At 70.9% G+C, this 15,024-nt stretch carries 13 protein-coding genes and 1 tRNA gene; all 14 read right to left on the bottom strand.

The window, feature by feature from the left end; genetic code table 11:
* Nucleotides 1–870 carry a sensor histidine kinase gene (locus tag FPT20_RS07695; protein WP_158864114.1) on the bottom strand — a complete coding sequence of 290 codons (870 nt, stop codon included), beginning with the start codon at nucleotides 868–870 and terminating at the stop codon, nucleotides 1–3.
* 85 nt (nucleotides 871–955) lie between these two features.
* Nucleotides 956–1,255 (bottom strand): SHOCT domain-containing protein, encoded by a 300-nt coding sequence (locus tag FPT20_RS07690; RefSeq protein WP_158864112.1) that lies wholly within the window; start codon nucleotides 1,253–1,255, stop codon nucleotides 956–958.
* 136 nt (nucleotides 1,256–1,391) lie between these two features.
* On the bottom strand, nucleotides 1,392–2,054 hold the full coding sequence (locus FPT20_RS07685) for a response regulator (protein ID WP_158864110.1): 663 nt from the start codon (nucleotides 2,052–2,054) through the stop codon (nucleotides 1,392–1,394).
* Entirely contained in the window at nucleotides 2,051–3,283 is a 1,233-nt protein-coding gene (locus FPT20_RS07680) for a sensor histidine kinase (RefSeq protein WP_158864108.1), read from the bottom strand. The genes FPT20_RS07685 and FPT20_RS07680 overlap by 4 nt, the downstream gene beginning before the upstream one ends.
* 93 nt (nucleotides 3,284–3,376) lie before the next feature.
* Nucleotides 3,377–3,601: a hypothetical protein gene (locus tag FPT20_RS07675; protein ID WP_158864106.1), complete on the bottom strand. Its 225-nt coding sequence runs from the start codon at nucleotides 3,599–3,601 to the stop codon at nucleotides 3,377–3,379.
* 161 nt (nucleotides 3,602–3,762) lie between these two features.
* Nucleotides 3,763–3,838 (bottom strand) — tRNA-Asn (locus FPT20_RS07670).
* Nucleotides 3,839–3,914: 76 nt separating this feature from the next.
* Nucleotides 3,915–4,925, bottom strand: coding sequence for a D-isomer specific 2-hydroxyacid dehydrogenase family protein (locus FPT20_RS07665; RefSeq protein ID WP_158864104.1), 1,011 nt, complete (start codon nucleotides 4,923–4,925; stop codon nucleotides 3,915–3,917).
* Nucleotides 4,922–5,794: an ATP-binding cassette domain-containing protein gene (locus FPT20_RS07660; protein WP_158864102.1), complete on the bottom strand. Its 873-nt coding sequence runs from the start codon at nucleotides 5,792–5,794 to the stop codon at nucleotides 4,922–4,924. Before FPT20_RS07660 ends, FPT20_RS07665 begins: the two co-directional genes overlap by 4 nt.
* A 9-nt stretch (nucleotides 5,795–5,803) precedes the next feature.
* On the bottom strand, nucleotides 5,804–7,492 hold the full coding sequence (locus FPT20_RS07655) for a dipeptide ABC transporter ATP-binding protein (protein ID WP_158864100.1): 1,689 nt from the start codon (nucleotides 7,490–7,492) through the stop codon (nucleotides 5,804–5,806).
* A complete protein-coding gene (locus FPT20_RS07650) occupies nucleotides 7,489–8,541 on the bottom strand; it encodes an ABC transporter permease (RefSeq protein WP_158864098.1) in 1,053 nt (350 codons plus the stop codon). Before FPT20_RS07650 ends, FPT20_RS07655 begins: the two co-directional genes overlap by 4 nt.
* A 1-nt stretch (nucleotide 8,542) precedes the next feature.
* Nucleotides 8,543–9,637 (bottom strand): ABC transporter permease, encoded by a 1,095-nt coding sequence (locus FPT20_RS07645; protein ID WP_158864096.1) that lies wholly within the window; start codon nucleotides 9,635–9,637, stop codon nucleotides 8,543–8,545.
* 79 nt (nucleotides 9,638–9,716) lie between these two features.
* Nucleotides 9,717–11,348: an ABC transporter substrate-binding protein gene (locus FPT20_RS07640; protein ID WP_158864094.1), complete on the bottom strand. Its 1,632-nt coding sequence runs from the start codon at nucleotides 11,346–11,348 to the stop codon at nucleotides 9,717–9,719.
* Between the two features lie 216 nt (nucleotides 11,349–11,564).
* The gene (dnaG, locus tag FPT20_RS07635) at nucleotides 11,565–13,472 is read right to left on the bottom strand and encodes a DNA primase (protein ID WP_158864092.1); all 1,908 of its coding nucleotides are present in this window, start codon (nucleotides 13,470–13,472) and stop codon (nucleotides 11,565–11,567) included.
* Between the two features lie 29 nt (nucleotides 13,473–13,501).
* On the bottom strand, nucleotides 13,502–14,923 hold the full coding sequence (locus FPT20_RS07630) for a DUF4282 domain-containing protein (RefSeq protein ID WP_158864090.1): 1,422 nt from the start codon (nucleotides 14,921–14,923) through the stop codon (nucleotides 13,502–13,504).
* Between the last annotated feature and the right edge of the window lie 101 nt (nucleotides 14,924–15,024).

Here is a 15,024-nt window from a genome sequence, read left to right as displayed (position 1 = left end):
TCAGCGCGTGAGGTCCACGCCGTGGACGCCGTTGTGGTGGCGGAGCGCGGGGAAGACGGCCGACACCGAGAAGCCGACGCCGGGGACGGCCCGGGCGTTCACGGTCCCGCCGAAGACCTCGGCCCGATGCCGCAGCTCGGCGAGCCCCTCCCCCTCGAACTCGGCGATGAGCGCCTCCACGTCGTCGGCGATGCCGTAGGCGGTCGCCTCGTCGACCCCGGCGCGGTCCAGGCCCGAGCGGCGCGCCGCCGCCCGGATGCCGTCGTCGTCGACGCTCACCTGGAGCCCGACGTCGGTCCAGGCGAAGGTCACCGCGGCGGTCGTTCCCGATCCGCCGTGCTTGAGCGAGTTCTCGAGGCTGGTCTGCAGGATCCGGAGGACGGCGACCTCCGCGCCGGGCCGGAGCTCGAAGCGCTCACCGCGCTCGGCGAAGGCGACCGAGAGGCCCCGGTCGCGGAGCTCCGCGAAGAGGTCCCGAACCGAGTGGAGGCTCGGCGCCAGCCCGGCGGCGCCACCCTCCCTGGCGACGCTCTGGAGGCGCCGGAGCTCGCCCAGCGCCTCTTTGGCGGAGTCCGCCAATTCGGACGAGGCCCGGGACGCCGTCGGGGAATCGGCCGCGGTGTAGCGGATGCTCTCCGCCTGGCTCACGAGCCGGGACACGGCCTGGACCGCGACATCGCCCAGATCGGCCACGATCCGGAAGCGGCCGGCCTGCTCCGCGAGCTCCAGCTCGCGGTCTAGGCGGTCCCACTCCGTCTCCTCGCGACTCCGCGCCAGGCGCACGCGCCGGGCCCGCTCCGCGAGCCAGAGGACGAGCAGGGCCAGAGCGGCCACCGAGGACACGACCGCAACGACGATCCAGAAAACCATGGGTCCCTTCCGGCCGGAGGTGGTGCAGCCCGGTCGATCCTACCGGGCCGCACCACGCGGGCCCTCGCGTCGGGCGCTCCCGGCCTCAGGACCCGTCGCCCCGGTTCGCCCGGAGGACCTCCAACCGGGCGCGGTACTCCTGCTCGTCGATGTCGCCGTTCGCGTACCGCTGGGCGAGCGTCTGCTCGGCCCCGCGGGTCCCTCCGGGCCCCCAGCCGTATCCGGCCCGCGCGGCTCGCCGCCAGCGACGCCCCGCGAGCGAGAAGAGCAGGACGAAGAGCCCGATCCAGAACAGCGGGATGAGGAACCACCACCACCCGAACCAGGGGCCGCCCCAGGCGGCGACGCAGGGGACGGCGACGGCGAGGGCCGATGTGCTCAGCATGGTGCATCCAATCGATGGGGCCCGCCTCGGTAGCGGGCCGTGCTCTCCCAGCGTGCTGCGCACGCGACCGCCGCGAATCGGCCCGGCGGAGTGACCTGGACTACTCCGCGCGGAGCAGCGCCTGCATCGCCCCGTGCTACTGCCAGCCGGGCTGGACGATGCCCGTCTCGTAGGCCAGCACGACGAGATGGACCCGGTCGCGCGCGTCGAGCTTGGTCATGATGCGCGAGACGTGCGTCTTGGCCGTGAGCGGGCTCACATACAGGCGCTCCCCGATCTCCGTGTTGGTGAGACCCTGGCCGACCAGCTGTAGGACCTCCCTCTCCCGGTCGGTGAGCGAGGCGAGCCGGGAGGTGTCGGGCGGGGGCCGCAGGCCACCGGCGACGCGCTCGATGAGCCGCCGCGTCACGCCGGGAGAGAGGAGCGCCTCCCCCGCGGCGACCACGCGGACGGCGCGGATGAGGTCGACGGGCTCCGTGTCCTTGACGAGGAAGCCGCTCGCGCCCGCGACGATCGCCTGGGCGACGTACTCGTCGAGCTCGAACGTGGTCACGATCACGATCCGGGTGGCTGCGAGCTCCGGGTCGGCCGCGATCTCCCCGGTCGCCCAGAGGCCGTCGCCGTCCGGCATGCGGATGTCCATGAGCACGACGTCCGGGCGCAGGTCGCGGACCAGCCGCAGTGCTTCGCGTCCCGTGCCCGCCTCGCCGACCACGTCCACGCCGGGCTCGGACTCGAGCAGCGCACGGAAACCCGCCCGCACCAGATGCTGGTCGTCGGCCAGAAGCACCCGGATCACGCCGTCTCCGCTCTTCTCGCGGGGATGCGCGCCTCGACCACGAGTCCGCCGGTCGGCGGTTCCCGCGTGGTGAACGACCCTCCGAGGAGCTCGGCCCGCTCACGCATACCGAGCATGCCCTTGCCTTCGGGCTCGGTGCCCGCGCCCCGGCCGTCGTCGGTCACGGTGAGCACGTAGTCGCCCTCCTCCTCGGTGAGCCGGATGGAGACCGTGCTCGCCTGTGCGTGGCGTCCGATGTTCGTGAGCGATTCCTGCACGATTCGGTACAGGGCGAGCTGGGCTGCGGCTGAGGGCGTGGACGTCAGACCGTTCTCGTAGACCACCACGAGTCCTGCGCGCCGGTAAGTGTCGACGAGGACGGGTACACGAGCGAGATCCGGTTCCGGCGTCCGCGCGGCGTACCCGTCGGATCGAAGGAATCCGAGCACCCCCCGCACCTCCTCCAGGGCCTGACTGCTCGTGCTGCGGATCGCCTCCAGGCTCTCGCGGGCCTTCTCCGGGCGGGAGTCGAACAGATGGAGGCCCACGCCCGCCTGCACGCTGATCTGAGACAGCGAGTGCGCCAGGACGTCGTGCAGCTCGCGCGCGATCCGCAGCCGCTCCGCCTCGGCCGCGGCCTCGCGCCTCGCCGCGGCGGCGCGCGCGACCTCGCGGTACCGTTCGCGGCGGTTCCGCACGGCCTCGCCGACCCCGACGAGGAGGCACAGGATCAGCGCTGTGATGAGCGGCCGCACGGTCGCGACGGGCTGGTCCCGCAGGAGGTACGCCGTCGCGGGCCCGATGACGGCGAACCCGGCAAGCGTCCACCAGGCCCACACCCGCGCTCCGCGCACGACGGCGCCGATGACGGCGAAGGCCACGGGGACGGCCGAGAAGGCCGGGCCGGAGGTCACGGCGACGGCCGGCAGGCACAGGGTCGCGACAGCGACCACGACAGGCCCCGGATAACGCTTGCCGAGGAGCAGGAGGAACGACGCGAGGAATGCGAGCAGAAGGAAGACGAAGGTCAAGGGCTCCCCCGCCGCGCGCATCCCGGCGATGATCAGCCCGGGGAGCTGGACGGCCAGGGCGATGACGACGGAGAACCAGCGCGCGCCGTGCGGGCGGCGACCGTCCCAGCGTCCGCTCGGGGGCCCCCAGGGCGCGGCCGTCTCGTCAGGAGCATTCTGCCTCGGCGCGAAGGCCGGGCGCGCCTCCTCACCGGGCGGGAGGCGGCGGGACCACGGCATCTCCCCATGCTAATCAGGGCGGTCCGCCCGGTCGTGCGCCGGCGGTCGTCTCGGGGCTACTCCCCCGGGTGTACGGGGACGATGCCCGCGCGCTCACGGATTGTGCTGGGCGTCGAAACCGGAGTCGTCGGGCGGGTTCCCGAAGATCCGTCCGAAGGCCGGCCCTCCGAACGCGGTCAGGCCCGCCTCGCGCTCGAGGGAGGCTCGCTGCTCGTCGGCGTCGTTCTCATACTCCTCGAGCGCGTCGTCCGGCTCCTCGCCCTCGTGTTCCCGGTCGCCGTGACGGCGGGACTTGTCGCTTTTCTCGTGCTCGGTCATGGCGGCATGCTAGGCCGTCCGGCGCGCCTCGGGGATGCCCGACCGAGGACGGACGCGTCCATTCCCGTCGCGGCATACCGAGGCAGCCGGCGAGAGGAAACGGCGAAGGCCCCGTTCCGGAGGGAGGATTCCCGCGCGGACCGGGGCCTTTCGACCTGGTGTGGCTCCCCGACTTGGACTCGAACCAAGAACCTGCCGGTTAACAGCCGGCTGCTCTGCCAATTGAGCTATCGAGGAATGCTTGATCAGCGAAGCTACTGTAGCAAGATTTCGATCGGTGCAGAAATCGGTCGGCGTCCCGCGCGCGTCGCCTTCAGTAACCGGCCTGCGGGTCCACGACGCCGACGAATCGCCCGTCGCCGAGGAAGGCCGACACGTTCAGCCGGATGCGCTCGGCGAGCAGCGGAGCGGTCATCTCGGGGGTGTCCGCCTGGTGCGGCGTGATGAGCACGCGGGGTTCGTCCCAGAGCGGATGGCCGTCCGGCAACGGCTCGGGTTCGGTGACGTCGAGACCCGCGCCGGCGATCTGCTCGCCCCGGAGAGCGGTCAGCAGGGCGTCCGTGTCGACGAGTCCGCCGCGCGCGATGTTGACGAGATAGGCGGTGCGCTTCATGGCGGCGAACTCGGCCTCCCCGAACAAGTGTCTCGTGCCGGTCGTGAGCGCCGCGGCGACGACGACGACGTCGGCCTCCGGGAGCACCTCGGCGAGGCGGTCGGCGGTGACGGTCCGGATCGCGCCCGGCACGGGCTGCTCGGAGCGCCGCACCACGGTGACGCGCACCGCGAACGGCTCGAGCAGGCGCATCAACTCCAGGGCGATGCCCCCGGCCCCGACGATCACGATGTTCCTGCTGTAGAGCGAGCGCCCCTCCTGGTGCGTCGCCCAGCTGCGTGCGCGCACGCGCTTCGGGAGGACGCGGAGCAGGGCGAGCGTCAAGGCGAGGGCGTGCTCGGCCACGGGCTGGGCGTATGCGCCCTTCGCGCTCGTCCAGACGAGTCCGGGCCTGTCCTCGCGGCCGAGGATCTCGGCGAACGCGTCCACACCGGCGTACGGCAGCTGCACCCACCCGATCGCGGGATGCTCGCGCAGGATCGGTGGGAAGGCGGCCGCATCGCGGTACGAGAGCCAGACGACACCGCGTGTGCGCTCGGAGAGCGGTTCGACCACCCCGCCGGCCTCCTCCACCGCACGGACGAAGGTCGGGTCCGGCTCCGGGAGCACCGCGATGGGGCCCGGTTCGGGACGCATGCTCTCGGGAAGCGGTTCGACGTCCGCGGCGAGAACCGCCCGGTGCTGGGGAGTCCCGTTCGTGCGGTCGGTCATCGGTCGTCTCCGGTCTTTCGGCTGGCCGCGGCGCGCTGCGGGCGGCGTTCCGTGCGCCGGGAGGCCGGCCCGAGCGCCTTGGCGAGTTCGGCGACGAACGGGTGCGCAGGCTCGGCCAGGACATGCTCGATGGGTCCGTACCCGACCGGGCGCCCGCCTTGCAGCACGAGGGAGGCGTCGGTCGCGCGACGCAGGACGGCGAGATCGTGGCTGACGATCACGGCGGAGAAGCCGGCGTGTCCCCGCAACTGGGCGAGGAGGTCGATGACGGCGTCGCGCACCGTGGCGTCGATTCCCGCCGTGGGCTCGTCGGCGACCAGGATGCTCGGTCCGAGGACCAGCGCACGTGCGAGCGCCACGCGCTGGCGCTGGCCGGCACTGAGCTCGTAGGGGTACTTGTCGAGGACGCTCAGCGGCAGGTGGACGGTGTCGAGGATCGTCGCCGCGCGCGCGCCTGCTTCGCGACGCGGGTAGCGCTCGTCGCGCTCGAAGATCGGCAGCGCGACGTTGTCCTGGACGCTCAGCGAGGGCTCGAGCGTGCTCGCCGCCTCCTGGGGGAGATAGCCGACGTGGAACGTCACCTCGGCGACGTCGCGCCGGTGCGCCTTGCGGAGCGGGCGTCCGAGCACGCGCAGCTCGCCCCCGGTGATCCGCGGTCCCGCCTCGGACGATCGGATCGGCAGTCCGCGGCCCGCGATGACCGCCGCCAGGGTGCTCTTGCCCGAACCCGTCTCTCCGAGTACGCCGAGCACCTGGCCGGGATCGAGCCGGAAGGACACCCCGCGCAGGGCGACGCACGAGGGGCTGGCGCCCCGCGCGGGGTATTCGACGGACAGGTCGCTGGCGACGATCGCGGGCTCGGAACTCACAGATCGACCCTAGGCGCTCCCGGTGCGCAGAGCCTGCAAGGCCTGCCGCCTCTGCGCCTGCTCGACCGGGTCCGGTACCGGGAGGGACGCGAGCAACTGCTGCGTGTACGCCTCCCGGGGCGCGCCGAGCACCTCCGCCCCGGTGCCCTCCTCCACGAGCCGGCCCCGGTGGAGCACCGCGATCCGGTCGGCGAGGAGGTCGACGACGGCGAGATCGTGGCTGATGAACAGCGAGGCGAAGCCGAACTCGCGCTGGAGCTCGGCGAAGAGCTCCAGCACGCGCGCCTGAACGGACACGTCCAGGGCCGACGTGGGCTCGTCCGCGATGAGGAGGCTCGGCTCGAGCGCGAGCGCCCGCGCCAGGCTGGCCCGCTGCCGCTGGCCGCCGCTGAGCTCGTGCGGGAACCGGTCGCCGTAGGCCCGCGGCAGCTGGACGGCCTCGAGCAGCTCGTCGACGCGGCCGCGCGCCTCCTCGGCCGACCCGGCGCGCCCGTGGACGACCAGTGGCTCGGCGACGGCCTCCGCGATGCTCAGGAGCGGGTTGAAGCTCGACGCCGGGTCCTGGAACACGAAACCGATGTCGGAGCGCACCTTCCGGAACCTGCACTCGCTCACGCCGTTCATCTCGACGCCGAGCACGCTCAGCGAACCGCCGGTGACGCGGTTCAGTCCCGCGATGGCGCGGCCGATCGTCGTCTTGCCCGAGCCGGACTCCCCCACCAGGCCGAGCACCTCGCCGGGCCGGATCTCGAACGAGACCCCGTCGACCGCCACGAAGCCGGGCCGGCCGAGGCGTCCGGGGTACTGGATGCGGAGGTCGCGCGCGACGACGACCGGAGCCTCCTGGGGTCGCTCGGCGCGGGCGATCGCGCGGTCCTGAGTGGCAGCGGCCCCCTGTCCGATCTTCGGGACGGCGGCCAGCAGGCTCCGGGTGTACTCGGCCTGCGGCGACCGGAAGAGCGTCTGCACGTCCGCCTGCTCGACGAGCTTGCCCTGGTACATGACGGCGACCCGGTCGGCGAGGTCGGCGACGACGCCCATGTTGTGCGTGATGAGCACGATCGCGGCGCCGAACTCGTCGCGGCAGCGCCGGAGCAGGTCGAGGATCTCGGCCTGAACGGTCACATCGAGCGCCGTGGTGGGCTCGTCCGCGACGATCAGCCCCGGATTGAGCACGAGCGCCATCGCGATCACGATGCGCTGCTTCTGGCCGCCGGAGAACTGGTGCGGGTAGTACTTGACCCGCTTCTCCGGCTCGGGGATTCCGACCCGCCTGAGGATGTCGACCGCCTGCTTCAGCGCCTCCTTCTTGGAGAGGCTGGTGTGGGCGCGGAGACCTTCGGCGATCTGCCACCCCACGGTGTAGACGGGGTTCAGCGCCGTGGACGGCTCCTGGAACACCATCGCGACATCGGTGCCGCGGACCTCCCGCAGCTGGCGCTTGGTGAGCGACACCACGTCGGCCTCGGTCGCGCCGTCCTTGCTGCGCAGGATCACGGCTCCGGAGGCGGTCGCCGTCTCGGGGAGGAGCCCCAGGATCGTCTTCGCGGTCACGGTCTTGCCGGAGCCGGACTCGCCCACGATCGCGAGCACCTCCCCGGGGGCCACCTCGAGCGAGACGTCGTCGACGGCCTTCACAGCGCCGGCATCGGTCGAGAACGACACCGACAGGTTCTTGATCTGGACCACGTTCGTCATGGCCGCACCTCGATTCCGTGCTCGTCGAACGATTCGCCGCCCTCCAGGCCGTCGATCCCGGCGGGGCCGGCGGTGAGCGGCCCCCCGGGGACGACGGATGTCTCGGCGACCTCGCCGGAGGCGATGGCCGCCCGGCGGCGGCCGCGGAGCCGCGGATCGGCGAGGTCGTTGAGGCTCTCACCGACCAGGGTGATGCCGAGCACCACGAGGACGATCGCGAGGCCCGGGTAGATGGAGGTCCACCAGATCCCGCTCGTGACATCGTCGAGCGCCTTGTTGAGGTCGTAACCCCATTCGGCGGCCGCCGTCGGCTCGATGCCGAAGCCGAGGAAGCCCAGCGCGGCGAGCGTCAGGATCGCCTCCGACGAGTTCAGCGTGAAGATCAGCGGCAGGGTGCGCGTGGAATTGCGGTAGACGTGGCGGAAGAGGATGCGGCTGCTCTTCGCGCCGATCACCTTCGCCGCCTCGACGTACGCCTCGTTCTTGATCCGCACCGCCTCCGACCGGATCACCCGGAAGTACTGCGGGATGTAGACCACGGTGATCGAGATCGCCGCCGCGAGGATGCCGCCCCACAGGCTCGACTGACCGCCGCTGATGGCGATGGCCATGACGATCGCGAGGAGCAGCGACGGGAACGCGTAGATGGCGTCGCAGACGACGACCAGCACGCGGTCGAGCCAGCCGCCGAAGTACCCGGACACCAGACCGAGCAGCACGCCGATGATGATCGACAGGATGACGGCGACGATGATCACGAGGATCGCGGTCTGCGTTCCCCAGATGACACGCGAGAAGACGTCGTACCCGCCGGAGGTGGTCCCCCAGATGTGCGCGGAGCTCGGCGGTTGCTGAGCCCCGAACGATCCGTTTGCGTCGCGGAGCTGTGCGAAGCCGTACGGCGCGATCAGCGGGGCGAAGATCGCGAGGAGGATGAACAGGACGGTGAGCGAGAGGCCGGCGATGAGCATGCCGCGCTGGAGGCCGACGCTCTGCCGGAGCTGGTGGACGACCGGGAGCCGGTCGAGGAGGCGGCGCTTGGCGGCCATGTCAGTACCTCACCCTCGGGTCGATGAGCGCGGCGATGATGTCGACCACGAAGTTCGTGAGCGTCACGATAACCGCGAGGAGAACCACCATGCCCTGGACAGCGACGAAGTCGCGCGCCTGTACGTAGTGGACCAGCTGGAAGCCGAGGCCCTTCCACTCGAACGTCGTCTCGGTCAGCACGGCGCCGCCGAGGAGCAGCGCGATCTGCAGGCCGATGACCGTGATGATCGGGATGAGCGCCGGGCGATACGCGTGCTTGCGGACGAGCCGCAGCTCGCTGACGCCGCGCGACCGCGCCGAGTCGACGTAGTCGGTCGAGAGCGTCCCGATCACGTTGGTGCGTACCAGCCTCAGGAAGATGCCGGCGGTCAGGAGACCCAGGGTGATCGCGGGGAGGATGGCGTGCGTGAGCACGTCGCCAACGACCGCGGGGTCACCGGTGCGGAAGGCGTCGATCAGGTAGATGCCCGTCTTGTTGTCGAGCGTCTGCAGCTCGATCTCCGAGCTGGTGGAGGCGCGCCCGGCGACCGGGAGCCAGCCCAGCCAGATGGAGAAGACGAGCTTGAGGACCATGCCCGCGAAGAACACCGGCGTGGCGTAGCAGAGGATGGCGAACACGCGCAGGGTGGCGTCCTGCCCGCGGTCGCGGAAGTACGCCGCCACCATGCCGAGCGGGATGCCGACGATGAAGGCGACGATCAGCGCATAGATCGCCAGTTCGAGCGTTGCCGCGCCGTACGTGATGAGCACCTGGGTCACGGGCTGGTGGTCCGAGAAGGTGGTGCCGAAGTCGCCGCGCAGCAGCTGGCCGAGGTACTCGACGTACTGGACGATCAGCGGACGGTCGAAGCCCGCCGCGGCGATGCGCTGGTGCAGTTCGGCCGGGGGCAGCTTGCCGCCGAGGGAGGCGGTGATGGGATCGCCCGTCGACCGCATCAGGAAGAAGACGACGGTGACGAGGATGAAGATCGTGGGGATGATGAGGAGCGCTCGGACCAGGATGTAGCGGCCGAGGCCGCCCCCTGGTCGTCGCGTCCGCGTTCGGGCGGGTCCGGGGGCCGTGGCCGCTGCCGGATCGCTGACGGTCGCTGTCATGGGAGCCAATCGTGGGTGGTTCGTGGGAGGGGGCGGCTCGCGTTCGGCGAGCCGCCCCCGGTGGTGCGAGTCGGGCCGATCAGCCCTTCGAGAGCGCCGCGTAGCGGAACTTGAACGACGGGTCGAGCGTCTTGTCGGCGCCGGAGACGTTCTTCCCGACGACGGCGACCTGCGCGCCCTGGAGGAGCGGGAGGGTGCTGAGGTCGGCGCCCACCTTCGCCTGGATCTCCTCGATCAGCTTGGTGCGCGCGGCCTTGTCGGTCGTGCCCAGCTGCTGCTCGATGAGGGACTGCACCTCGGCGTTGTCATAGTGGTTCGCCAGGAAGTTGTCCTTGATGAAGAACGGCGACAGGTAGTTGTCGGCGTCGGAGTAGTCCGGGAACCAGCCCAGCTGGTAGGCCGGGTAGACGTCCGCGGTGCGGTCCTTCGAGTACTGGACCCACTCGGTCGACTGCAGGTTGACCTTGAACAGGCCGCCGTTCTCGAGCTGCTCCTTGACGAGCGCGTACTCGTCGCCCGACGACGGGCCGTAGTGGTCCGGGTTGTACTGCAGGTTGAGCGCCACAGGGGTGGTGACGCCGGCCGCCTGGAGCGCCGCCTTGGCCTTGTCGAGGCTGGGGCCGCCGTTGCCGTCGCCGTAGAGGTCCTTCAGCACGGTGGTCGCGCCGGTGAGCCCCTCGGGGACGTACGAGTACAGCGGGGTGTAGGTGTCCTTGTAGACCTGCTTGGCGATCGCCGCCCGGTCGACGAGGTCGGCCGCGGCCTGACGGACCGCGAGGGCCTTCTTGGGGTCGGCCTGCGGGGTCGTGGCGCCGTAGGGCTGCGTGTTGAAGTTGAACACGATGTAGCGGATCTCGCCGCCGGGGCCGGTCACGACCTTCGTGTTCTTGTTGCCCTTGAGGCTGTCGATGTCCGTCGCCGACAGGCTCCGGTACGCCACGTCGATGGCGCCCTTCTGGATGTCGAGCTTCAGGTTCGAGGACTCGGCGTAGTACTTGACATTCACCTTCTCGGTGGCGGGCTTGCCCAGCAGACCCTGGTAGTTCGGGTTCGCCTTGTACGCGATGAGGTTGTTGAAGTCGTAGCTCGTGATGTCGTACTGGCCGGCGAAGGCGTGGCCCTTGACGATCGTGTTGTCGGGCGTGACCTTGTCGGCGGAGAACACCTGCTCGTCGACGATCGGGCCGGCCGGGCTCGAGAGCACCTGCGGGAAGGTCTGGTCGTTCGCGACCTTCAGCTTGAAGACCGCGGTCGTCTTGTCCGGCGTGGAGACGCTGTCGAGGTTCGCGAGCAGCGAAGCGGGCCCGTTCGGGTCGTTGATCTTCAGCTGGCGGTCGAAGGTGAACTTGACGTCGGAGGACGTCAGGTCGTGGCCGTTGGCGAACTTCAGCCCCGGCTTGAGCTTGACGGTGTACTCGTTCGGCGAGGTGAACGACGCGCTCTGGGCGATGTCCGGCTTGACGTCCGGGCTGCCGTAGGGGCTGTTCAGGAGGAACGGGTAGACCTGGTTCATGACGGCGAACGAGCCGTTGTCGTAGGAGCCGGCGGGGTCGATCGACGTGATCTTGTCGGTGGTGCCGATCGTCAGCGTGCCTCCGCCGCCTCCCGAGCCGTTGTTGCTGCTGGAGCAACCGGCGAGCACGAGCGCCGTCGCGGCGAACGCGGCCGAGAGGGCCAGCAGCCGGCGTCCGCCGTTGTGTGCGGATCTCATATCCGAGTACCTCTTCCTGGTGTGGGGTCACCGCGACGCGACAGCGCGTGTGCGCCGTCGCCGAACGCGTAGAACTGTCCTAGCACGAAACCGCGATCGGACCCGCATCGAGGACCGGATCGAGTCGCGATCTTTACATGCACGCAATAAATCCGTGCTCATTCGCGCAAGACGTGACGAATTCCGCTGTCGGTCGGATGAGGGAGCGGGCGGTCGTCACTCGCCCCGGAGGCGCATGCGCTCGCGGTCGATGGACGCGAGGGCGACCTGCAACGACCTGCGGAGATCGGTCTGATCAGGGTCGGTCCGGGCGAGCCGTGAGGTGAGCTCCGCCTTCTCTCGGAGCAGATCGCGGTCGATCAGACCGTCGACGATCGAGCGCGCGTATCGCCCCGGGTCTCCTCCCTGCGGGAGGGCCGCCACCGCCAACGCGTTGACCGTCGGTGCGTACGCCTGCGGCACCTCGGCGACGACGCGGTCGACCCAGCCGGCCTGACCGATCGTGGCGAGCTGGCTCGCGATCGCGTCTCGCACGACGGCGTGGGTGGGGTGGGTGAACCGCACCTGCAGCACCCGCGCGGCCCGTTCCGCTCCGACCTCGCCGGGGAGCTGCAGGAGCACCATGAGCGTCTCCCGCTCGGTACGCTGCGTGGGGTCGGTCAGGTCGGTCGGGGTGAGGGAGGCGACGTTCGGCGCTCCCTGCGACCCGGGCCCACCCGGTCCGCCGCTCCCCGCACCAGGGACGTCGTTCCGGCGTCCCCCCGGCCGGGTGCGGTCATCGGAGCCCGAGCGCTCCGGGCCGGCGCGCTGAGCGGACCGGACCGCGCGCACGGCGTCCCGCAGGTCGGCGCCCGACAGCCGCGCCAGCTCACGGGTGTAGCCGTCCTGCGAGGCGGGATCGCGGATGCTCGCGACGATCGGTGCGCCGGCACGCAGGGCGCCCGTCCGGCCTTCGACCGAGTCGAGGTCGAAGCGCTCGACGACCTGGCGGATCATGAACTCGAACATGGGCTTCTTGGCGTCGATCATGCGGCGCACGGCGTCGTCTCCCTGAGTGAGTCGCAGATCGCAGGGGTCGAGGCCGTCCGGTCCGACGGCGACGTAGGTCTGCGCCGAGAAGCGCTGCTCCTCGCCGAAGGCGCGAGCCGCCGCCTTCTGACCGGCCGCGTCGGGGTCGAAGGTGAAGATCACCGACCCCTGGCTGTTGTCGTCGCCCATGACCCGGCGGATGACCTTGATGTGGTCGATGCCGAAGGAGGTTCCGCAGGTGGCCACAGCCGTTCCGATGCCGGCCAGGTGGCAGGCCATGACGTCGGTGTAGCCCTCGACCACGACGACCTGGTCGTCGCGGGCGATGTCCCGCTTGGCGAGGTCGAGTCCGTACAGGACCTGCGCCTTCTTGTAGACAGCGGTCTCGGGCGTGTTGAGGTACTTGGGGCCCTTGTCGTCGTCGAGGAGGCGTCGGGCGCCGAAGCCGATCGTCTGACCGGTGACATCGCGGATGGGCCAGATGAGCCGCCCGCGGAACCGGTCGTACACTCCCCTGTCGCCCTGCGAGACGAGACCCGCCGCGAGCAGCTCCTCCTGGGTGAAGCCCTTGGCCCGCAGGTGCTTGGTGAGCTCGTCCCAGCTGCGGGGTGCGAACCCGACGCCGAACCGGGTCGCGGCGGCGGCGTCGAAGCCGCGCTCGCCGAGGAACCGGCGACCGGGGTCGGCGTCGGGCGCCTTCAACCGCTCGCGGAAGAACTCCTCGGCCGCCGCGTTGGCGGCGAGCAGCCGGGCGCGGTTGCCGTGCCCGTCGCTCGGGGAGCCCCCGCCCTCCTCGTAGTGGAGCTGGAAGCCGATCCGCGCGGCGAGGCGCTCGACCGCGTCGGTGAACGACACGTGGTCCATCTTGAGGAGGAACTCGTAGACGTCGCCGCCTTCGCCGCACCCGAAGCAGTGGTAGCGGCCGACGCCGGGCCGCACGTAGAAGCTGGGGCTCTTCTCGTCGTGGAACGGGCAGAGCCCCTTGAGCGCCCCGACACCGCCGGTCTTCAGGCTGACGTAATCGCCGACGATGTCAGCGATGTTGGTGCGGGCTTTGACCTCTTCGACGTCGCTTTGACGGATTCGGCCGGCCATATGCTCGATTCTAGTGAGCGCGACCGACGTCAGCCGCGCGGCGGCCGGCGGCGGGTGTTCTGGGCGATCTCGATGATGGCGCAGAACACCTCGATGCCCACGCGCAGCAGGAGGACCGCGAGGATCGCCGCGACCACGGTGACGAGCACTCCGAACAGGAACACGAAAGCGCCGGCGGGCGAGTGCGTCGTGATGGCGGCGCTGAGCCAGTTGCCGAAGCCTACGATGATGCCGAGCCCGATGAGGACGAGCCCGACGATGTAGACCGGTCCGGCGAGCTTGCGCGTCACGTAGTTCGTGAACGTGACGTCGAAGAGCGCGGAGAAGAACCGGGAGTCGTCGAGCCGGTCGGCCAGCTGGTTCACCGTGTAGCCGGCGTGCGGACCGCCATCGCGCGGTCCTCCGGGGATCGGTGGGGCGGTCTCCGGTGTCGGCGTCGGTGTCGGCGGGGCGGTCTCCGGTGTCGGCGGGGCGGTCTCCGGTGTCGGCGTGGCGCTGCCGGCGTTGGCGGTCATCGTGGGCCCCTCTGTCGTCGGTGCTGGCTCTTGCTGCGCTGGCTCTGCCGGAGTGCTCGCGACGTCGCCTCCCCGGCCCTCCGACGCGTCGCCCGGCGTCGAGAGGAACCACCGGGTGAACCGGTGCCAGGTCTGCCGGGCGGGCGACCCGTCGGTTGAGGTCGCTTCAGGCCCCGTTTGCGCCTCCGCGGGCAGTGCGGCGTTCCCGCCGAAATCCGCCTGAGCAGCTCGCTCCGACGCTGCTTGCGCGTCCCGGGATTCGGGCAGGACGGTCGTGGCGACGGAATCGGGGTCACGGTGCAGCGCCGGCGCCGATGCCCGGGCCGGTGCTGACGACGGAACCGCTGGCCCCGTCGCGTCAGCGGCCGGAATCACGGTTCCTGCCGCCTCGACTGCACCGAGCCCCTTCGGGTACGGGAGCGTGCGCGTCGGCTCCTCGCTCCCGGTCGGCTCGGTCGGCAGCGGCTCCGCGGGTGACGTCGAAGTGTCGGCCGGCGCCGGGGTGGCCTCCCCCGCGAGCGGCGTGCGGGCGCCCAGCGTCGCGTCCATGATGTCGGGCGCCTCGCCGACGGGATCGATGGTGGGCGGCTTGGTCGTCGTCCGGCGCGTCCTGCCCGCCGTCGTCCCCTTGGCCGCAGAGGGAGTGGTCCTTGACGTCTTGGCGGCCGGGGTCTTGGCGGCCGGGGTCTTGGCGGCCGGGGTCTTGGGCGTCGGGCTCTTGGACGTCGGGCTCTTGGACGTCGACGAGGCGCCGCCGGCGGTGCGCGTGCCTGCGGCCGCCCGCTTCCGGGGAGCCGGGGAGGCGGCTGACGGTTCTGTCGTCGCCGCGGAGGGCGCCGGCTCGGGCCGCTCGTCTTCCGGCCAGGATGACGCCGCTCCGTCGGGCGCGCCCGCTGCGGGGTGCTCGCCGTCGGATGGTGGTGGTGCGGTCGTCATCAGGTTCCTTCCGGTGCCGTGGCTTCAAGCATTCTGCAGGGAGGCGGCCGTTTCAACCCCGTCATCGGCGATGCGCCGGAAACCCGCGGCTTCGCCTGAGC

The organism is Leifsonia sp. AG29, from assembly GCF_009765225.1.
In the GTDB taxonomy this organism is placed as follows: domain Bacteria; phylum Actinomycetota; class Actinomycetes; order Actinomycetales; family Microbacteriaceae; genus Leifsonia.
Note: the sequence above shows the minus strand (reverse complement) of the source record. Positions and strands in the feature narration are given on the sequence as shown.